This is a genomic window from Holdemanella hominis (assembly GCF_014306155.1).
Classification (GTDB): domain Bacteria; phylum Bacillota_I; class Bacilli_A; order Erysipelotrichales; family Erysipelotrichaceae; genus Holdemanella; species Holdemanella hominis.
The window spans coordinates 1-20,903 of the sequence record NZ_JACRWH010000021.1 but is presented as its reverse complement, the minus strand read 5'-3'; the positions used below and the strand labels follow the sequence as shown (position 1 = coordinate 20,903).

Annotated in this window: 22 protein-coding genes; 21 read left to right on the top strand and 1 reads right to left on the bottom strand. The window is 36.0% G+C overall.

The genetic code is table 11. The features are described 5' to 3' along the window. The first annotated feature begins 77 nt into the window (after nucleotides 1-77). The 18 genes from H8911_RS06435 to H8911_RS06350 all read left to right on the top strand — a co-directional run bounded on the left by H8911_RS06435 (nucleotide 78) and on the right by H8911_RS06350 (nucleotide 16,411). Nucleotides 78-962, top strand: a complete 885-nt coding sequence (locus H8911_RS06435; RefSeq protein WP_117926043.1) for a YitT family protein — start codon at nucleotides 78-80, stop codon at nucleotides 960-962. Further along, nucleotides 946-1,467, top strand: a complete 522-nt coding sequence (gene rnmV, locus H8911_RS06430) for a ribonuclease M5 (RefSeq protein ID WP_186999069.1) — start codon at nucleotides 946-948, stop codon at nucleotides 1,465-1,467. The genes H8911_RS06435 and rnmV overlap by 17 nt, the downstream gene beginning before the upstream one ends. After that, entirely contained in the window at nucleotides 1,467-2,336 is an 870-nt protein-coding gene (gene rsmA / locus H8911_RS06425) for a 16S rRNA (adenine(1518)-N(6)/adenine(1519)-N(6))-dimethyltransferase RsmA (protein WP_186999068.1), read from the top strand. The genes rnmV and rsmA overlap by 1 nt, the downstream gene beginning before the upstream one ends. After that, nucleotides 2,308-3,141, top strand: coding sequence for a 4-(cytidine 5'-diphospho)-2-C-methyl-D-erythritol kinase (gene ispE, locus H8911_RS06420; RefSeq protein WP_117926049.1), 834 nt, complete (start codon nucleotides 2,308-2,310; stop codon nucleotides 3,139-3,141). The genes rsmA and ispE overlap by 29 nt, the downstream gene beginning before the upstream one ends. A 1-nt stretch (nucleotide 3,142) precedes the next feature. Then, complete coding sequence (locus H8911_RS06415) at nucleotides 3,143-3,349, top strand: DUF1146 domain-containing protein (protein ID WP_117571749.1); 207 nt, start codon at nucleotides 3,143-3,145, stop codon at nucleotides 3,347-3,349. Continuing rightward, nucleotides 3,336-4,274 carry a rod shape-determining protein gene (locus H8911_RS06410; protein WP_186999067.1) on the top strand — a complete coding sequence of 313 codons (939 nt, stop codon included), beginning with the start codon at nucleotides 3,336-3,338 and terminating at the stop codon, nucleotides 4,272-4,274. The genes H8911_RS06415 and H8911_RS06410 overlap by 14 nt, the downstream gene beginning before the upstream one ends. After that, nucleotides 4,271-5,338 (top strand): MraY family glycosyltransferase, encoded by a 1,068-nt coding sequence (locus tag H8911_RS06405; RefSeq protein ID WP_227402742.1) that lies wholly within the window; start codon nucleotides 4,271-4,273, stop codon nucleotides 5,336-5,338. Before H8911_RS06410 ends, H8911_RS06405 begins: the two co-directional genes overlap by 4 nt. A 49-nt stretch (nucleotides 5,339-5,387) precedes the next feature. Next, nucleotides 5,388-5,936, top strand: a complete 549-nt coding sequence (locus tag H8911_RS06400) for a hypothetical protein (protein WP_117926053.1) — start codon at nucleotides 5,388-5,390, stop codon at nucleotides 5,934-5,936. A 7-nt stretch (nucleotides 5,937-5,943) separates the two neighbouring features. After that, nucleotides 5,944-7,128, top strand: a complete 1,185-nt coding sequence (gene tilS / locus H8911_RS06395) for a tRNA lysidine(34) synthetase TilS (RefSeq protein WP_186999066.1) — start codon at nucleotides 5,944-5,946, stop codon at nucleotides 7,126-7,128. A 46-nt stretch (nucleotides 7,129-7,174) separates the two neighbouring features. Further along, nucleotides 7,175-7,717 carry a hypoxanthine phosphoribosyltransferase gene (gene hpt / locus H8911_RS06390; RefSeq protein ID WP_186999065.1) on the top strand — a complete coding sequence of 181 codons (543 nt, stop codon included), beginning with the start codon at nucleotides 7,175-7,177 and terminating at the stop codon, nucleotides 7,715-7,717. A gap of 10 nt (nucleotides 7,718-7,727) precedes the next feature. Then, nucleotides 7,728-9,683 (top strand): ATP-dependent zinc metalloprotease FtsH, encoded by a 1,956-nt coding sequence (gene ftsH, locus H8911_RS06385; RefSeq protein WP_186999064.1) that lies wholly within the window; start codon nucleotides 7,728-7,730, stop codon nucleotides 9,681-9,683. 100 nt (nucleotides 9,684-9,783) lie between these two features. Next, nucleotides 9,784-10,668, top strand: coding sequence for an Hsp33 family molecular chaperone HslO (hslO, locus tag H8911_RS06380; protein WP_186999063.1), 885 nt, complete (start codon nucleotides 9,784-9,786; stop codon nucleotides 10,666-10,668). Next, nucleotides 10,661-11,626 carry a tRNA dihydrouridine synthase DusB gene (gene dusB / locus H8911_RS06375; protein ID WP_117926570.1) on the top strand — a complete coding sequence of 322 codons (966 nt, stop codon included), beginning with the start codon at nucleotides 10,661-10,663 and terminating at the stop codon, nucleotides 11,624-11,626. The genes hslO and dusB overlap by 8 nt, the downstream gene beginning before the upstream one ends. A gap of 104 nt (nucleotides 11,627-11,730) precedes the next feature. Next, entirely contained in the window at nucleotides 11,731-13,557 is a 1,827-nt protein-coding gene (gene glgB / locus H8911_RS06370) for a 1,4-alpha-glucan branching protein GlgB (protein WP_186999062.1), read from the top strand. Nucleotides 13,558-13,635: 78 nt separating this feature from the next. Further along, entirely contained in the window at nucleotides 13,636-14,007 is a 372-nt protein-coding gene (locus tag H8911_RS06365) for a hypothetical protein (RefSeq protein WP_117926572.1), read from the top strand. 49 nt (nucleotides 14,008-14,056) lie between these two features. Then, nucleotides 14,057-14,905 carry a transketolase gene (locus tag H8911_RS06360; RefSeq protein WP_255466308.1) on the top strand — a complete coding sequence of 283 codons (849 nt, stop codon included), beginning with the start codon at nucleotides 14,057-14,059 and terminating at the stop codon, nucleotides 14,903-14,905. Beyond that, a complete protein-coding gene (locus H8911_RS06355; RefSeq protein WP_117571758.1) occupies nucleotides 14,905-15,819 on the top strand; it encodes a transketolase family protein in 915 nt (304 codons plus the stop codon). Before H8911_RS06360 ends, H8911_RS06355 begins: the two co-directional genes overlap by 1 nt. A 1-nt stretch (nucleotide 15,820) precedes the next feature. Continuing rightward, entirely contained in the window at nucleotides 15,821-16,411 is a 591-nt protein-coding gene (locus H8911_RS06350; RefSeq protein ID WP_186999060.1) for a class I SAM-dependent methyltransferase, read from the top strand. On the opposite strand, the gene H8911_RS06345 is transcribed toward H8911_RS06350, so the two are convergent. Then, nucleotides 16,408-17,304, bottom strand: coding sequence for an AraC family transcriptional regulator (locus H8911_RS06345; RefSeq protein WP_117926574.1), 897 nt, complete (start codon nucleotides 17,302-17,304; stop codon nucleotides 16,408-16,410). The two genes, H8911_RS06350 and H8911_RS06345, sit on opposite strands and share 4 nt — an antisense overlap. A gap of 130 nt (nucleotides 17,305-17,434) precedes the next feature. On the opposite strand from H8911_RS06345, the gene uxuA reads away from it, so the two are divergent. Genes uxuA through H8911_RS06330 form a run of 3 tightly spaced genes read left to right on the top strand, consistent with a single transcriptional unit; the run spans nucleotide 17,435 to nucleotide 20,784 of the window. Continuing rightward, nucleotides 17,435-18,511 carry a mannonate dehydratase gene (gene uxuA, locus H8911_RS06340; protein ID WP_117926575.1) on the top strand — a complete coding sequence of 359 codons (1,077 nt, stop codon included), beginning with the start codon at nucleotides 17,435-17,437 and terminating at the stop codon, nucleotides 18,509-18,511. 2 nt (nucleotides 18,512-18,513) lie between these two features. After that, nucleotides 18,514-20,130 (top strand): mannitol dehydrogenase family protein, encoded by a 1,617-nt coding sequence (locus H8911_RS06335; RefSeq protein ID WP_117926576.1) that lies wholly within the window; start codon nucleotides 18,514-18,516, stop codon nucleotides 20,128-20,130. Between the two features lie 12 nt (nucleotides 20,131-20,142). Next, entirely contained in the window at nucleotides 20,143-20,784 is a 642-nt protein-coding gene (locus H8911_RS06330; RefSeq protein ID WP_186999059.1) for a bifunctional 4-hydroxy-2-oxoglutarate aldolase/2-dehydro-3-deoxy-phosphogluconate aldolase, read from the top strand. Nucleotides 20,785-20,903: the final 119 nt, after the last annotated feature.

Below are 20,903 nucleotides of genomic sequence, written 5' to 3'. Positions count from 1 at the left end.
ATTGTTTGCAAGCGATATTTTTGAAAACGAAACATAAAAAAAATGATATAATCATGTAGGCTAGAAGAGGTATGCATATGAGCAAGAATAAAATACATGATTTAATAATGATTATACTTGGAAACTTTGTGGTCGCATGTTCAGTTTCCTTTTTTATACTTCCTAATAATATATTAACAGGTGGTGTAGCTGGTGTGGCTGTCGCATTACATCCAGTTCTTCCGATTGATACAGTTTTGATGATTGATGGTTTAACAATTGGATTATTTATATTGGGAGCTCTTTTATTAGGAAAGCAGTTTGCGATGAAATCTGTGATTTCTACAATTGTATATCCGGTTTTCGTAACAGGTTTATCACAGGTTGCCACAATGTTTCCTAAAGATACATTTGTGATGCCAGCTTATGTGGCCACAATCTATGCCGGAGTTCTTGTGGGGATTGGTTTAGGTTTAGTGTTTAGAGTTAATTCAAGTACGGGTGGTATGGATATCTTAGCTTTGATTCTACATAAATACTTGAAGATTCCTGAAGGAACCAGTGTAATGATCGTAGATGGCTTAACAGTTTTATTGGGTGTGGTTACACATGGTTTAACACCAGCATTGATTGGTATTATGTCTGTGTTTGTTTGTGGTGTCGCAATTGATAAAACAGTAATGCTAGGCATGCAATCCGCAAAAAATGTTATGATTATATCGACAGAGTGGAAGCAGATTCGTCGTATTTTATTAGAGACAGTGGATCGTGGTGTAACGATTCTAGATGGAAGTGGTGGCTATACACAAGCGCCTAAGCCAGTGTTGATGTGTGTTATTAAGCAGAAACAATATCCATTATTAGAGTCAAGTGTTTTAGCGATTGATCCAAAAGCGTTTATTATTGTGAATGATGTGCATCAGGTACATGGTGCTGGTTTTACATCAAAACATGTGGTGGAGACAGATGAAGCAGCATATTAAAGAAATTATTGTCGTTGAAGGAAAAAATGATACAAACACGTTGCAGTCTTTTTTTGATTGTGACACGATTGAAACGGGTGGAGACCAGGTCAACGAGAAAACGATTGAGCGTGTTAGACAGGCCCAAAAGACAAGAGGCGTGATTATTTTTACAGATCCAGATACGCCAGGAGAACATATACGTAGATTGATTGGTGGTAGTGTGCCAGGATGTAAACATGCGTTTATTAATAAAGAAAAAGCGAAAACACCTAAAAAAGTCGGTGTAGAGCATGCAAGTAAAGAAGATTTATGGGATGCCCTATGTCATTGTGTAACGTTTGAGAATAAAGAAGAAGTATTGAGTTGGCAAGACTTTATTGATTTAGGCTTAGTTGGAAACAAGGATTTGCGCTTTCAAGTTTGTGAAGATTTTCATATTGGTCCTTGTAATGCGAAAACATGTTTCAAGCGTTTAAATCAGATGAATGTGACAAAAGAAGAGATAGAAGAAAGGAGTCTTTAATGAGACAGGCGATTGCGACAGTAAAAAAGACAAAAGAGATTCAAGAAAAGTATAAGGTTTTCACAAAGAAAAGCTTTGGACAGAATTTTATTATTGAACCGGGTATTGTTGAAAAGATTGCCAATGCAGCAATTCAATCAAGAGATGAATTGGTTTTTGAGATTGGTCCTGGAATTGGGGCTTTAACACAGTTTTTATGTGAAAAAAGTAATCAGGTTGTAGCTTTTGAGATTGATGAAAGATTGCCGGTTGTAATAGAGAATGAGATTGGTTTTGATCATTTACAGATAGTATTAGAAGACATCTTAAAGGTGGATATTGATGAAAAGATTCGTGAATTTAGAAAGCCTGGTCAAAAGGTGGTTTTCGCGTCGAATCTTCCTTACTACATCACGACGCCGATCTTATTTAAATTGTTCGAGGCAAATGAGGAGATTGAAAGAATTACGGTTATGATGCAAAAAGAAGTGGGAGAACGTTTCTTGGCACACGAAAATGATAAGGAATACAATGCGTTGAGCGTCATTACGCAATATCGTTGTGATGTGAAAAAAGTCATGGATGTATCAAGAAGAGTATTTTGGCCAAGTCCCAATGTAGATTCGATGGTCATTCAGTTTTCTTTCCATCACAAGTATCATTTAGAAGATGAGACTTATTTCTTCGATTTGGTAAAAGCTTGTTTTACACAAAGAAGAAAAACTATTTATAATAACTTTCAGAATTTTGTGAAAGATAAGGCTCTGGCAAAAGAATTGTTAGAAAAAGTAAATATTGATCCTAGTACGCGTGCACAACAGTGTACGTTAGACGATTTTATTCGATTATATGAGGTGACCTATGAAAGTACAGGCAAGGGCAAAAATTAATCTAGCATTAGATGTCGTAGAAAGAATGGATAATGGGTATCATTCTTTAGACATGATCATGGTACCTATTTCAATTTATGATGAGATTGAGATAGAAAAAAATGATTTTGATGTAGTTGAATGTGAAGGTATGAAATTACCAGAGAACAATACGGTTTCAAAGATGATTCAAGTTTTAAAGGATACCTATCACTTAGATTCTTGTTTCAAAGTATCTATCAAGAAGCACATTCCAGCTCAGGCAGGTCTTGGTGGCGGAAGTGCGGATGCAGCTGCTGTATGTAAGGCGGTTTTAAAGATGGAAGGTATTGAGGAAACGGAAGAAAATCTTTATGAAATCACAAAACAAGTGGGGGCGGATGTTCCTTTTTGTATTCATGATAAGTGGGCTCGGGTAAAGGGTATTGGAGAAAAAATCACGCCGATTGAAAGTGCTTGGAAATTTGATATTGTGGTTGTAAAGCCAGATTTTGGAATTTCCACCGCGAATGCATTTTCTAAATGGAAAGAGTCTCGTCCTTTTCATCCGGATGTAGATTTAGTAGAGTCGAGTATTCGAGAAGAGAACATGGATCTTTTATATCAGACAATGGCAAATTCATTGGAGCCAATCGCTTTTGAGATTGAGCCTGAATTAGAACAAGTGAAAATGGATATGGAAGATGCAGGTTTAGTACGTATATTGATGTCTGGGTCTGGTTCAAGTATGTTGGGATTCAGTGTGGATGAAGAAGTGATTTTAAGTGCATGTGAGCAATTGAAGGAAAAGTATGATTTTGTTCAAATTGTTCATGTAGGAGGCTAATATGGCAGCTTCTGTAATTTCTTATTTAGTATTCTTTGCGTGTTTTGGTTTAAGCTTTTATGCGATTTCAAGTATTCAGTTTGAAAAGGTGTGTAGTGTAAAAAATCCTAAGAAAGTGCAAATTTTAATGTTTCTTTTATCGCTTTGTCTTGCGTACATTTCAAGTCAGGCGATTTTACAATTAACAATCTATAATGGCTTTGCTTGATAAGTGGATTGCCCTGGATATGGGGGCGTATCTTGCACGGTTTTATGATTTTTCTACACAGAAACAAATTGTTTTAAAAACAATAATCGCAAAAAAAGGAAAAGAAACATTGGGTGTATCGGATCAGGCGCTTGCCTATTTATATAAGGATCTGGATACGATACAAATTCAATATCCTATATCACATGGTCAAATTCTTCATTCAATTGAACCTTTGGTTCAGAAGGGGTTAAACGAACTACATGCCTTTGATGGCTTATTAAGACCGAGTGTGCTTGTGAGTGTTCCTACGGAGTTGTCGCAAAGACAACGAGAACTTTGGCAGCAAATGTTTTTGGATTGTGGCGTACGTAAGGTTGAATTTATTTCAAACTTAAATGCTTTACAAGAAGAAGGTTCTTGTTTTTTAGTACATAGTGGACATTCTTATACGGAAATTCATGTGTGTGCTTATGGTAAGGTGCTTGTGTCAAAGACAATTTATTATGCGGGAGCACAGATTGATGAGCAGATACAAAGGATTGTTTACAACAAGACGGGTTGTTTTATCACAAAAATGGATGCGGCGCATTTGAAGGAAATGGCAAGTCTAGCTTTTTGGCAACAAAAAAACAATTTATTGTTGTGTTATGCATTTGATTCAAGACAGATTCTTCATCATATTCAAATTGAGTCAAGTATGTTGTGGCCGGCCTTCGAGATGGTTTCAGCACAGATTTCATTATGGGTAAAACATTGTTTTGATGGCCTTCCTGCTTCTTTACAAGAACATTTTTTGATGCATGGAATTGAATTGAGTGGAGGATTGGCGGATTGTTTTGGACCGTCACAATTCATTTCTAAGAACATATCTTGTCCAGTTTTTTGTACAAAACGAGGACAATACGATATGATAGATGCATTAAAGGGGGTAAAGTCAGCGTGATTGATTATAAAATGATTTTATTACCATTCTTGATTTCAGTGATTCTAACACCGTTGGTGAAGCAATATTCTATTTATTGTGGGGCCTATGCCAAAGAAAATAAGCGTACGGTCCATCATGGAAAGATTTCGCGTATTGGTGGTGTAGCGATTTATTTGGCATTCATTATAACGATGGCTATCTTTGTGAAGGCTGATCGTCAGATCAAAGGTTTGGTTATTGGAAGCAGTATTATGTTTTTTACTGGTTTAATTGATGATTTAATCGATATTAAGCCACTGGTTAAACTAACATTGGAAGTTATTGCGGCTATGGTTTTGATTTATTTTGGGGTTTCAGTAGATATTATTCGTTTGCCTTTGGGCATTCAAATTGATACAGGTATTATTTCGTTTATTTTTACGATTATTTGGGTGGCCGGTATCACAAATGCAGTAAACCTGATTGATGGCTTGGATGGTCTTGCCGGAGGTATGAGTGTTATTGTGCTTGTGGTCATTGGTTCTATCGCTATCATCGAAAGACGTTCGGATTTATTAAGCATTGCCTTTATCTTAGCTTTTGGAACATTGGGTTTTTTAGTTTATAATGCGCATCCAGCTAGTATCTTTATGGGAGATTGTGGATCGTTGTTTTTGGGGTTCATGATTTCGGCAATTTCATTGCTTGGATTTAAATCGAGTACGATTTTGACGTTGGCATTGCCTATCTTATTGTTGATGCTGCCAATTATTGATACGTTATCCGCTATTTTGAGACGTACTTTAAAGGGTATGAAATTTATGGAGGCGGACAAGAGTCATATTCATCACTTGTTGATGCGCCAATTTGGACATCGTAATACTGTAATTATCATGTGTGGTTTAACAGCGCTTTTTGGATTGAGTGCTTTTGCGTATATGATCAATCGAAATATCGGCTTTTTAGTTATGGTCATTATATTGTTGGCGGTAGAGATCTTTATTGAGAAATCGGCAATGATTAGTGAGAAATTTCATCCTTTAATTGGTTTGTGGCATCGTATTCAAAGAAAATCGCGAAAAATATTCAAAAAAGTAGGCTAAAATGCCTACTTTTAATATTGTTTTCACATCGGTTTGTTAGAATGGGGTTATGGAACCGAATGAATGGCAAAAGTACAAAAACAAGAAGTCGACGGAGTACACACAGAAAATAACGTCGCAGGCTAGAATTGCTGAAGAACAACTGTTAGAGGGTTTAAATGAAAGTGAGGTTTATGATTATATGCTTTCTAAACTGAATTTTTGTCAGAGGAAACAAATGTATTCGAGTTTAGAGGCTAAGGTGTATGTGAAAGTTGGTGACATATGCTTTACAGATTTTGGATTGGCCTATCTAAGTGAGGTTGGCTATCAGCATTTTGGTTTAGTGTTGGCAATGAAGAATGGGAAAATATTTGTAGTACCTATGAGTGGGAATAGTAGTGCGTATCATAGGGCGTATGATCCTGTATCCCATATGGGAAAGCGTCATTTGATGCGTTTACCAGAAATTGAGGGATTAAATAAGTCGAGTGTCTTATTTTTAAATGATGCGAAATGGATCAATTCGGCGCGTGTGATTGATGTGAAGGCGCATATTGACCCGAATTCTCACTTGTTTGATAAAATAAAAAAATGTGTTATGCAAATGATGCTATAATAAGAACATGTCAAAATGTGTAGTAGCCTGTTCAGGTGGACCTGACAGCATGGCTTTATTAGATCAATTGAATAAACAAGGCAAGGACATTGTCGTTGCACATGTGAATTATAAACATCGCGATACGGCAGATAGGGATGAGAAAATAGTGAAGGAATATTGTAAAAAATATGATATTCCTGTTCGAGTTTTATATCCGGTGTATGAGAAAGGAAATTTTCAGGCATGGGCAAGAGATGTTCGTTATGCCTTTTTTGAAGAAGTGGCAGATGAATTTGATACGAAATTATTATATGTAGCACATCAGATGGATGATGTGATTGAGACGTATTTGTTTCAGAAAAATCGAAATATGATTTGTGACTGGTATGGATTAAAAGAAAAGAGTGTAAGGCAGGGATACCAAATTGTTCGACCTTTACTTAATTTCACAAAGAGTGAATTGCAACAATACTGCAATGATAATGGTGTTTCTTTTGGGATTGATGAATCGAATTTAACCAATCACTATACGCGTAATGTGATTCGTCATACGCAAATTGAGAAGATGGATCGTAATGAAAAGGAAGAATGGATTTTAAAGATTCAAAATGAGAATGATTTTTGGCAAATAAAAAGAGCAGGCATAGAAGATTTTTTAAAGAATTGGAATGGGGATGTAGATTCTTTATTGAATCAAGAAGATGCCTGGCTCTATTTAGATGCTTTCTTATTTCAGGCTTTGAGCCATCATTTCTCTAGGAAATACACGGAAGAGTTGTGTGTCCAATTAAAGGGAAATGTGCTGATTGAAATAGAGAATCATTTATTGGAAAGGCATAATGAAAAGTTGTATTTAATGCCAAAACCACAGAATGTGTATTGTACATTGGATGAATTGGAGTATAAAGATTATAAAGAATTCTCTATTATGAATCAGGGCCAAACAATTGAGTCTTTTAGTGTGGAGGCATCTGACTTTCCTTTGGTGGTGCGTCATGTTAAAGTGAATGACGTAATTTCGATGCGTTTTGGAAATAAGAATGTGCATCGTTTCTTTGTGGACCGAAAAATCTGCAAGATATACCGAAAATATTGGCTGGTTGTGGAAAATAATGCAGGAAAAGTTATTTTCGTACCAGGCCTTGGATGTGATGTAGAACATTATTCACAAAATCAACAGTTCTATTTTAAAATGAATGGTCTAGATTAAATGTTTATGTTACAATGTTTAAGTAACTTAAGGAGAAAAACACCATATGATAGCTCAAGATATTGAAAAAATTTTATTAAGTGAAGAAGAAATCGAAAACCGTTGTGTAGAACTAGCACATCAAATAGAAGAAGATTATAAAGAATCTGGAGAAACTCCAATCGTAGTTGGATTGTTAAAGGGAAGCGTTCCTTTTATGGCTGAATTGATCAAGCGTTTTGAATTTCCATGTGAAATTGATTTTATGTCCGTTAGTTCATACGATGGAACAGAATCTATTGGAGATGTTCGTATTTTAAAGGATATGGATTTATCTTGTAAGAATCGTTCTATTTTAGTTGTAGAAGATATTATTGATACAGGTAGAACTTTAGTTGAAGTAAAGAAAATGTTTAAGAATAAAGGTTGTCTAGATGTTCGTTGTGTAACATTGTTAGATAAACCAAGCCGTCGTGTTTGTGAAATTGAGGCGGATTACGTTGGTTTTGAGGTGCCAAACGAATTTGTGGTTGGATACGGATTGGATTACAACCAGAAATATCGTAACTTACCATTTGTTGGTGTTTTAAAACCTGAAATTTATCAGTAGGAGGAAGATTATGAAGAAGTGGTTAAATTATTTACCAACCATCTTCATTTTATCAATTGTATTATCATTAGTTTTTTATAGTTCACAGGGCAGTACTGTACAAATGAATTATACACAATTTGAGAAAATTGTAGATGAAGTTGACTTTAAGAAGAGTTCTATGACAATTAGTTCCACTGTTATTCAGTTGGAAGGTACTTATGAACAGAACTCAAAGACAGTTGGATACAAGGTTATTGTTCCAAGAACAGAAAAGAATATTGAGAAGTTGGAAAAGGATTTGCAACGTAATGGTGGAAAGCTAACAGTAGAAGATCCAAACCAAGGAAGTGTATGGATTTCTATTCTTTCTCAAATCATTCCATTCTTGATTATTGCGGTATTCTTCTACTTCATGTTTTCTAAAATGGGTGGTGGAGGCAATAATAAAGCCTTTGAATTCGCAAAATCAAAAGCTCGTGTTGAATCGAATGTAAAAGTTCGTTTTAAAGATGTTGCGGGTTGTGAAGAAGAAAAAGAAGAAGTAAAAGAAATTATCGATTACTTGCGTTCGCCAAAGAAATTTACAGATATGGGAGCACATATTCCTAAGGGAATCTTGATGGTTGGTCCTCCAGGAACTGGTAAGACTTTATTGGCAAAAGCCGTAGCTGGAGAAGCCAATGTTCCATTCTTCTCGATTTCAGGTTCTGACTTTGTTGAAATGTTTGTCGGAACAGGTGCGAGTCGTGTTCGTGACATGTTTAAAACAGCACAAAAGAGTGCGCCATGTATTATTTTTATTGATGAAATCGATGCCGTTGGACGTCAGCGTGGAGCTGGTATGGGTGGCGGAAACGATGAGCGTGAACAAACATTGAACCAATTATTGGTTGAAATGGATGGTATGACAGATAATGCTGGAATCGTTGTTATTGCGGCTACAAACCGTCCAGACGTATTGGACCCTGCTTTACTTCGTAGTGGTCGTTTCGATCGTCGCGTTACGGTTAGCTTGCCAGATATTAAGGGCCGTGAAGCTATTTTACAGGTACATGCTCGTAACAAGAAATTGGCGAATGATGTTTCACTTGCAAACCTGGCAAAACGTACGCCTGGATTCTCTGGTGCAGATTTAGCTAATGTATTGAATGAAGGTGCCATTTTAGCGGTTCGTAAAAATGAGTCTAAGGTTACAATGACGGATTTAGATGAAGCTATTGACCGTGTTATGATGGGACCTGCGAAAAAGAGCAAAAAATATACAGAAAAAGATAAAATTCTTGTGGCTTACCATGAAGCGGGACATGCCGTTATTGGTTTAAAACTTGAAGATGCAGATATGGTTCAGAAAGTTACAATTATTCCTCGTGGAGATGCGGGTGGATATAACTTGATGACACCTCGTGAAGAGAAATACTTCCATAGAAAATCTGAATTTATTGCGCAGATCACTGGTTTACTTGGTGGTCGTACAGCTGAAGAGATCCAATTTGGTGAAATCAGTGCGGGTGCTGTAAATGATATTGAAAAATTAACAGAAATTGCCAAAAATATGGTTCGTGTATATGGTATGTCTAGTTTAGGGCCTATCCAATATGCGGATCCTCAAGGAAATGTCTTCTTAGGAAGAGATTATACAAAGGGTAGTGATTATTCTGCAGGTGTAGCGGCTGAAATTGATAAAGAAGTTCGTGCGATTGTTGATGAGTGCCATGAAAATTGCCGTAAGATCTTAACTGAAAACAAAGATTTGTTGGATTTGATTGCGAACAATTTGTATGAACATGAAACATTAACAAATGAAGAAATCACCAATTTAATGAATTATGGACAATTAACAGATCCAAATATTGAAACAAATGCAGAAGAGGAAAAAGTAGAACAAGAAGTAGTTCAAGTTCCAGAGATTCCGGAGACTCCAGCTGGTATTGATCAAAAGGATTTGGATGATGCGTTCAATGAATTAACTAAGAAAAAAGATTAATTACACATTAAAGCCATCGATTGATGGCTTTTAGTTTGGCTTGAAATGGATACAAGAATTCAGTAGAATGTTGCTAGTGAATTTTATTGTGGAGGATATTATGAAAGATCAACTATTAAAAGCTCTTGTTTTAAATGAGCATGTTCGTTTATATATTGTGCGCACAACTGACTTAGTACAGGAAGCGCAAGATCGTTTTGATTTACATCCATGTGCTTGTGCAGCTTTAGGAAGAACTTTATCTGTAGCAAGTATGATGGGTGCTATGTTGAAATCAGAAGAAGAAATGTTGTCAATCACAATCAATGGACACGGTCCAATTGGTTCTATTGTGGTAGATGCATATGCGGATGGAAATGTTCGTGGGTTTGTTTCAAATCCACATGTAGAGGATGTTTTGATTCGCCCAGGAAAATTAAATGTAGGAGCTGTTGTCGGCACAGATGGAACTTTAACAGTTACTAAAGATTTAAGTATGGAAGAAAACTTTTCTGGTTCGGTTGAGTTACAGAGTGGTGAAATTGGGGATGATTTCGCCTATTACTTTACTTTGTCTGAACAAACACCAACAGCTGTATCATGTGGAGTTTTAATAGGAACAGATGGTCGTGTTGCCAGTGCAGGTGCTATGATTCTACAAATGCTTCCAGATGCAACAGAAACAGATATTTCTATTTGTGAACACGTACTTGAAGGATTGAAACCAATGAGTACTTTAATTCAAGAATATGATGATTCAAGTTTAGAAGATTTGGCAAATGACATGTTTGAAGATGCGAAGATTTTAACGACACAACCAGTGGCTTATGATTGTCCTTGTTCAAAGGTACGTATGGCTAGAGCTTTGGGAACTATAAAAAAATCAGATGTTTTAGAGATGGCTGATAAAGAGCATGGTTGTGAAATCACATGTAATTTCTGTAATGAAACATATCATTTCACAGAAGAAGAATTAAGAGCGATTGCGAGTAAGATGCATGATTAAGATTGGAAATGTAGAAATCGAAAATCCGGTTGTGATTGCACCAATGGCAGGTATTAGTAATATCGCATTTCGTAGAATTGCGAAACGCTTTGGAGCTGGTTTAGTTTGTAATGAAATGGTAAGTGATAAAGCTTTATACTATGATTCATTGAAGACGAAACAAATGTGTGCCATCGATGAAAATGAACATCCTGTATCTTTCCAGTTGTTTGGTCATGACATTGATACGGTTGTGTATGCAGCTAAATATTTGGATACGCAAACAGATTGTGACATTATTGACTTTAATATGGGGTGTCCCGTAAACAAGGTTATTAAAGCACAGGCAGGAAGCTTTTTAATGAAGGATATTGATTATGCCAAAGAACTTGTATCGAATATTGTACAAAATGTAAATAAGCCAGTAACTGTAAAGATGCGTTTAGGTTTTGATACGTATCATATTAATTGTGTTGAAATGGCGAAGGCTATGGAAAGTGTGGGCGTTAGTGCTGTTGCGGTGCATGGTCGTACGCGTAATCAGATGTATGAAGGAAAAGCAGACTGGTCTTATATTAAGCAAGTAAAAGACGCGGTATCTATTCCTGTTATCGGGAATGGGGATGTCCGCAGTGTAGAAGATTTTCACCGTATGATGAATGAAACAGGTTGTGATGCGGTTATGCTAGGTCGAGGAATTGTAGGTAATCCATTCTTGATTCAAGAATGTGTGGATTCAATTACAGGACAGAAACATGAATTTTCAATGGAAGATCGTATTGAAATTTGTGTGGATCATGCCAAAGGATTAGCGGATACAAAAGGTGAAAAAGTAGCTATTCGTGAAATGCGAGGTTTGGCTAGCTGGTATTTAAAGGGACTTCCTAGTTCAAGGATCTTTAAAAACGAGATGTCACAAATGAACACATTAGAAGATTTAGAAAATATATTACGTCAATTTATGGTGGTGCAGCGTTAGTTGCATCTTTTTTTGATAATTGGTAAGCGTTTTCAAAGTGTGAAGAATATACTTTAAGTTTCTTGTGTTCCGGTATAAAATATATATACGGAGGTTATATCGATATGGATCAAAGAAAGACAAAAGCCTTTTTTGAAGGGCGTGACATACATGCTTATAATATTTTTGGTGCACACCTAGAAGCTAATGGGGTTCGCTTTAGAGTGTATGCTCCAAACGCAAAGAATATTTCAGTTATTGGTACATTTAATAATTGGGATGATCAAGCGAGTAAAATGAAAAAAGATAAACGTGGGATTTGGGAATGTTTTGTAGAAGGTGCAAAGGATAAGGATTCGTATAAATATCGTGTGTGGCAGGCAAATGGTGAATTGGTAGACAAAATGGATCCATATGCTTTTTATAGTGAATTAAGACCAAACACGGCAAGTATTGTATCAGATTTAAGTTATGATGGATGGACTGACAAAGAATGGCTGAATCAAAGAAATAAGGGTTTTGATTCTCCTGTAAATATTTATGAAATGCATGTTGGTTCATGGAGAAAAGATGATGAAAGCGAAGAGTTTATACAGTATCATGAAATAGAAAAGGAATTGATTGAACACTGTAAGAAACATCACTTTACACATGTTGAAGTCATGCCGCTATGTGAATACCCGTTTGATGGTTCTTGGGGTTATCAATGTACGGGATATTTTTCAAGTACTTCTCGTTATGGAACAAATCATGAATTAATGCACTTTGTGAATGCACTTCACGAAGCTGGAATTGGTGTTATCATGGATTTTGTACCTGTGCACTTTGTAAAGGATAATTACGCGTTAGGAATGTTTGATGGTACACCTTTATATGAATATTCAAAACCGGAAGATGCGAATAGTGAATGGGGAACGGCTAACTTCAACTTATGGAAAGAAGAAGTTCGCTCATTCTTGATGTCTGCAGCCAATTTCTGGGTAGATGTTTATCATGTGGATGGTTTAAGAATGGATGCGATCAGTAATGCGATTTTCTGGCATGGAAACAAGAATAATGGTGTGAATGAAGGTGCATGTGATTTCATGAAACGTATGAATCACTTGTTGAATGAGGCACATCAAGGAAAAATCATGTTGATTGCAGAAGATTCAAGCGATTTCCCTAATGTCACAAAGCCAAGTTATGCGGGTGGTTTAGGATTTGACTATAAGTGGGATCTAGGTTGGATGAATGATACATTATCTTATTTAAAAAGAGATCCAATCTATCGTAAGTGGCATCACCATGACGTTACTTTCTCGATGGCTTATTTCTATTCAGAAAGATTTATCTTACCATTTAGTCATGATGAAGTTGTGCATGGTAAGGCAACCATTGTAGATAAGATGTGGGGAAGCTATGAAGATAAGTTTGCCCAGGCAAGAGCATTATATGTATATATGTTTACGCATCCTGGAAAGAAATTGAATTTCATGGGTAATGAAATTGGTCAATTGCGTGAATGGGATGAACAAAAGAGCTGTGACTGGTTCTTGTTGGATTATCCAATGCACGATGCATTTGAACATTTATGCGAAGATTTAGGCAAGATTTACACAGAAAATGATGCATTCTTTGATCAAGATTATGATCCAAGTCGTTTCTGTTGGATTGACGCAGATAATGTAGGACAAAATACGTTCTCATTTATTCGTAGAGGTTCAAAGAAAGATTTCGTTATTATTATGAATTTCTCAACAAATCCATATGATCACCAACAGTTTGGTGTTCCTTGCAAAGGTAAATATAAAGAAATTTTGAATACAGAGTGGGATAAATACAACGGAAACTTAAAAGGTCATGCACCTCAAGAGGTGCAGGCAATGCGTCTTACAAGACATAATCAGCCATATATGATCGAAGTAAATGTTCCTAGTTTTGGTGCCATGATTTATGAAGTTGAAAAGTGAGATTGATTTCTCACTTTTTTTGATGAAACTTCTTTTTTTTTACGTATAAGAGAGTGTAGAAAAAAGGAGAACAAAAAAATGGAAAAATTAGATGTAGAATTTGAACTGTTTCGTAAGCGAGTGTACAACTTGGAGATTCGTAGCTTTTATTTACTTTTATTGAATCGGGGGTGCGACATAAAGACTTTAAGAGCTTTATTTTCGGATGTGGATGAAAAACTCGCTTTAAAGATGGATGGTATGTTTTATCGTGCTCAATCGGATCGAGTGCAAGAAGTGTTAGAGAAAGTAATCAAACAAGAAAAGACAAATGCGAGGATGGATTGTTTTGAGAAGTTATTTGAAAAAGGGATAGACATATTTGAAGCGTTGGAATTGATTGGGATTAGTCAAAATGACATAGAATTGATCAATGATGCAGCTTATGTGTGGCAATATAAGCATTTGTGAAATAATTGACTTTTTGTAGGGGGTGTATTGTGACAAAAAGTTTGTTATAATGTATGCGCAAAAAGGAGATAGCGTAAATATTATGGAAAACAAGGAACTTGCATTGCACGCAAAAAATATTCGTAGAAATATTGTGAAAGAAGTGTATAGTGCCCAAAGTGGACACCCGGGTGGAAGTTTAGGTGCAACTGACATTTTAACAGAGTTATACTTTGAAGAAATGGATATTAATGAGGAAAACTTAAATACATTGAATCGTGATCGTTTTGTATTAAGTAAGGGACATGCAAGTCCAGCTTTATATGCAGTACTTGCTGAAAAGGGATTCCTTCCTGAAGAAGAATTGACAACTTTCAGAGCTATCAATTCACGTTTACAAGGACACCCTAACATGAATTATGTAGAAGGTGTAGATATGTCTACAGGATCTTTAGGACAAGGTATTTCTTGCGCTGTAGGTATGGCATTAGCCAATAAATTAGATGAAAACGATTACCGTATCTATACTGTACTTGGAGATGGTGAATGCCAAGAAGGACAAGTATGGGAAGCTACAATGTCGGCGGCTCACTATAAATTAGATAATTTATGTATTATTGTTGACAATAATAACCTTCAAATTGATGGTCATGTAGATGAAGTTATGAGTGTGTATCCTTTGGATAAAAAATTCGAAGCTTTCAATTGCCACGTAATTAATGTAGATGGTCATGATTATGATCAATTGCGTGCTGCATTAAAAGAAGCTCGTGAAACAAAAGGAATGCCAACTGTAATTGTTGCGAAGACAATTAAAGGAAAAGGTGTTTCATTTATGGAAGATCAACAGGGATGGCATGGAGTAGCACCAAATGAAGAACAATACCATGCTGCAATGAAAGAATTGGAGGCAGAATAATGGCAAAAGTAGCTACACGTGTCGCTTATGGTGATGCTTTAAAAGAATTAATGGTTGAAAATAAAAATGTCGTTGTATTAGATGCTGATTTAGCGGGTAGTACAAAGAGTGGAGAAGCTAAAAAAGTAGACCCTTCTCGTCACTTTGACATGGGAATTGCCGAAGGAAATATGATGAGTGTTGCGGCTGGTCTTGCGGCTAGTGGAAAGATTGCGTATGCTTCTACCTTCGCAATGTTTGCGACTGGACGTGGATTCGAACAAATTCGTAACAGTATCGGATATCCACAATTAAACGTTAAAATCTGTGCATCTCATGCAGGAATTAGTGTTGGAGAAGATGGTGCAAGTCACCAATGTATTGAAGATGTTAGTTTAATGCGTGGTATTCCAGGTATGAAAGTTATCGTTCCATGTGACTATAATGAAGCTAAACAAGCATGTAAGGCTGTAGCTGAAATTGATGGGCCTTGCTACGTTCGTTTAGGTCGTAGTGGTGTTGAAAGTGTAAATGGCGATGACTATAAATTTGAACTAGGAAAAGGTGTTGTCCTTCAAAAAGGTGAAAAAGTAGCTTTAGTTGCGACTGGATTAATGGTTCAAGAAGCATTAGAGGCTGCTAAGAAAATGGAAACAGCTCCAACTGTAGTAAATATCCATACAATTAAACCAATTGATAAAGAATTGATCATTGAACTAGCAAAAACTCATGATACTATCGTTACTTGTGAAGAACATTCAATTATTGGTGGTTTAGGAAGTGCTGTGGCAGAAGTTTTAGCTGAAGCAGGAACAGCATGTAAACTTGTTCGTGTCGGTGTTCAGGATGTATTTGGTGAAAGTGGAAAACCAGCTGAATTATTCGCAAAATACAAAATTGATGCAGATGCGATTGTAGAAGCTGCTACAAAGTAGTATGGCACACTATTTCACAAATGATATTGTAAAAGATGCACCAGAAGAAATTACGATACATTTTCGTGATTTTACATATAAGTTAAATTCGAATGCTGGAGTTTTCAGTAAAGATAAATTGGATGAAGGTACACGTATTCTTTTAGAAACGGTACTCGACAATGAAGCTGAATCAGAAAGCACATTAGATCTAGGTTGTGGAATTGGTCCGATTGCCTTGATTTTAATGGAGTATTGGAAGCATACCGCAATGACAATGATTGATGTAAATCAAAGAGCTTGTCAGCTCGCAGATTCAAACATGAAAAAATATCGTCGTAAGGCAAAGATATTATGTCAGTCAGGTGTGAATGAAGGCCAGTATGCCTGTATTCTTTTGAACCCACCGATTCGTACGGGAAAGGCAATGATTTATTCATTGTTTGATCAGTGCTTAGAACATTTAAAGGAAGATGGCCATTTCTGGATTGTAATGCGCAAGCAGCATGGTGCACAAAGTGCGATTCATTATTTACAAGAAAAAGGCCATGAAGTAGAAAAAATGGCTCGTGATAAAGGCTATTGGGTCATGAAAATATCAAAAGCAGGTTAACCCTGCTTTTCTTTTGTTTTTACAGATAATTCCTTAAATTCTTTTGGTGACATACCAAATTCTTTTTTAAAGGCACGGAAGAAACTCGTATAGTCTTTAAAACCATATAATATACAGATTTCTGTTAAATTTGTATGAAACGATATAGCGTCTTTGCATAAGCGAAGACGTTTTTTTGTGATGAATTGATGTACAGAAATACCAAGATTTGCTTTAAATACATGTGAAATATGGTATTTGCTGACAAAGAATATTTCAGACAGATGGTCAAGCGTCAAATCTTCATCGATATGGTCTTCAATGTACAATAAGATATTTTCATAGAGAGCATTTTCTTCGTATTTTTTATTTTTTTGTTCCATTTCATAAATGGAGCGATTAAAGTGAAAAACAAGATCTTTTAAACATAATTGGACCTTAGTTTGTTTACCAAAACGATTGGCATGCGTTTCTTCAATCAGTCTGAAGATTTTGGATTGTAAGGTGTTAAAACCAATAATGTCATAATGATATAAATATTGTTTTGTGGTAAGAACACGCTGAATTAAATAAACATAATCACTCGAGATGTTAAATAGTTTATTACAATAATCTTGGGAAATCCAGAATACGAAACGACGATATGGAATACTATTGTCTAAAAGCTTTGCGTAGTGCTTTGTGTTGGGTGGAATGATCAATATATCGCCTGGCACTAAAGGATGAGAGACACCCTCAATATCCATAGATATGTGTCCTTCTAAAAAAATGTAAAATTCATAGTAATTATGAGTGTGAGGATTGACATTAGCATAGTGAAAATTCTGACTCGTATCCTCATAATAATAGATTTCAAAGTCAGGTTCTAACATTTTTTGTCGAGTACTAAATGTCGTTTGAAGGTTCTTTTTCATAATTTTATTTTATGGGAAAATCGCAACTTTTGCAATGTTTATAACAATTAATGAAATTCCAAATTGAAACCGCTTTACCTATAATATAGTTGCCAAAACAAATACAAATCTTAGAAAGTGAGAACATTTTATGGAAATGACATTAAGATGGTATGGTTCAAAATTTGATACTGTCACATTAAAACAAATTCGACAAATCCCAGGAGTGACTGGAGTTATTACTACTTTATATGATACTGAGCCAGGTGAAGTTTGGAGCCGCGGAAGAATTCGTGCAATGAAAGACGAAGTAGAAGCTGCAGGCCTTCATGTTGCTGGAATTGAAAGTGTAAATATTCATGATGCGATCAAAACAGGTGCACCAGAAAGAGAACAATATATTGCAAACTACATTGAAACATTGGAAAACTTAGGGAAAGAAGATATCCACATGGTTTGTTACAACTTTATGCCTGTATTTGACTGGACACGTACAGAATTAGCTCGTGTAAGAGCTGATGGCTCTACAGTACTAGCTTATACACAAGAAGCGGTTGATGCCTTAGATCCAGAAAAAATGTTTGAATCCATTTCCGGAGATATGAATGGTTCAATCATGCCAGGTTGGGAACCAGAACGTATGGCCCGTGTTAAAGAACTATTTGAAATGTATAAAGATGTAGATGATGAAAAATTATTTGAGAACTTAAAATATTTCTTAGAAAAAATTATGCCTGTATGTGATAAATACGATATTAACATGGCCATTCACCCAGATGATCCAGCATGGAGCGTATTTGGACTTCCACGTATTATCATCAATAAAGAAAATATCTTGCGTATGATGAAAATGGTAGACAATCCTCATAATGGTGTTACTTTCTGTTCAGGATCTTATGGAACTAATTTAGCAAATGATTTACCTGATATGATTCGTTCATTAAAGGGAAGAATTCACTTTGCACATGTTCGTAACTTGAAATTCATTACACCAACAAACTTTGAAGAAGCTGCTCACTTATCAAGTGATGGTACATTTGATATGTATGAAATTATGAAAGCTCTATATGACATTGGATTTGATGGACCAATCCGGCCAGACCATGGACGTATGATTTGGGATGAAGTGGCAATGCCAGGATATGGTTTATATGACCGTGCCTTAGGAGCTACTTACTTAAATGGATTATGGGAGGCCATTGATAAAGCCACGAAGCGAGGTATCTAATTATGAAATTAACTTTAGAAGGTATTCAAAATCGAAAAGAATGGGAAGAAAAGGGATATTCTTTACCTCAATATGATATTGCTGAAATGAGAAAAGCTACAAAGGAAAATCCTTTCTGGATCCATTTTGGAGCTGGTAACTTATTCCGTGCATTCCATGCGAATGTTGTTCAAAATATGTTGAATAATAAAGATTTAGATCGAGGCTTGGTCGTTGCCGAAGGTTTCGATTATGAAATCATTGAAAAAATGTATGCGCCACACGATAACTTAGGTATCGTAGCTACATTAAAAGCCGATGGTACAATCGATAAAACCGTTGTTGCCAGTGTTGCAGAATCTTTACCTTTAGATTCAAATAATGAAAGTGCTTATGCAAGATTAAAAGAAATCTTCACAAACAAATCTTTACAGATGGCAACATTTACAATCACAGAAAAAGGATACAGCCTAGTAAATGGAAAAGGTGAACAACTCCCAGATATCACAGGAGACTTTGTGGATGGACCAGAAAAACCAGCTAGTTATATGGGTAAAGTGACATCTTTATTGTATGCTCGCTTTAAAGCAGGAGAACTTCCAATTGCGATGGTAAGTACAGATAACTGTTCTCATAATGGAGATAAGTTATATGCAGCTATCCTTGCATTTGCCAAAGCTTGGGCAGAAAACGGTAAAGCCGAAAAGGAATTTGTTGAATATATTGATTCAAATAAAGTGTCATTTACTTGGAGTATGATTGATAAGATTACACCTCGTCCAGATGCATCTGTTGAAAAAAACTTGTTGAACGATGGTGTAGAAGAATTAGATCCAGTTATTACTTCTAAAAACACATATGTAGCACCTTTCGTAAATGCAGAAGAAACAGAATACTTAGTTATTGAAGACAATTTCCCAAATGGACGTTTAGATTTAACTAAGGGTGGGTTGATGTTTACAGACCGCGATACAGTAGACAAAGTAGAAAAAATGAAGGTTTGCACTTGTTTAAATCCATTACACACTTGTCTAGCCATCTTTGGATGTGTATTGGGATACAATAAGATTTCAGATGAAATGAAAGATGAAGAATTAGTAAAATTAGTTGAAACTGTCGGATATAAAGAAGGTTTACCAGTTGTAGTAAATCCTGGCATTTTGGATCCAAAAGAATTTATAGATACAGTATTAAAAGTACGTGTTCCAAATCCATTTATGCCAGATACGCCACAACGTATCGCCACAGACACTTCTCAAAAATTAGCAATTCGTTTTGGGGAAACAATTAAAGCGTATGCGAGTGCTGACAATCGCAATGTAGCAGATTTGAAATTAATTCCATTAGTGTTTGCCGGATGGTTACGTTATTTAATGGCTGTGGATGATGCGGGAAATGCGTTTGAATTAAGTCCGGATCCATTATTGGATACAGTTTGTCCTTATATTGAAGGATTTAAATTAGGTGAAACTAAAGATGCAACTGAAATTGAAGCCACACTAAAACCAGTTCTAGAAAATGATAAAATTTTTGGTGTGAACCTATATGAAGTCGATATGGCAGAAAAAGTATGCGGATACTTTAATGAAATGTTGGCAGGCGTAGGTAGTGTACGCTCAACATTAAAGAAGTATCTATAAGAGAGGTGTAAAATGAATACGATTAGTAAAACAATTCAAGAAATGGGTGTTGTCCCTGTTGTTGTTTTGAATGACGCAAAAGATGCTAAACCATTAGCTCAAGCTTTATGCGAAGGCGGTCTTCCGTGTGCAGAAGTGACTTTTCGTACAGAAGCTGCTGAAGAATCCATTCGATTGATGACAGAATGCTATCCAGACATGTTTGTAGGTGCTGGTACAGTATTGACAACAGAACAAGTAGATCGTGCAGTAAATGCAGGCGCAAAATTTATTGTAAGCCCTGGATTTGATCCAGAAATCGTAGATTACTGTTTAGAAAAGAATATTCCAATTTATCCGGGCTGCATTACACCTAGTGAAGTTGCTCAAGCTGTGAAAAGAGGATTGGAAGTTGTGAAATTCTTCCCAGCTGAACAATTTGGTGGTGTATCCACAATCAAAGCTCTTGCAGCCCCTTACGTAGGTGTGAAATTTATGCCTACTGGTGGAGTGAATGCCAAGAATTTAGATAATTATTTATCTTGTGACAAAATCGTTGCGTGCGGTGGAAGCTGGATGGTGAAAGGTGATCTTGTTGTAGAAGGAAAATTTGATGAAATTAAATCTTTAGTAGAAGAAGCTGTTGAATTAGTAGCTAAAATAAGGGGTAAATAAATGAAACAAAAAGTAGTCACTTTTGGAGAAATCATGTTACGTTTAGCACCAGAAGGATATTATCGCTTTGTACAAGCCGATACATTTGGTGCAACTTATGGTGGTGGAGAAGCCAATGT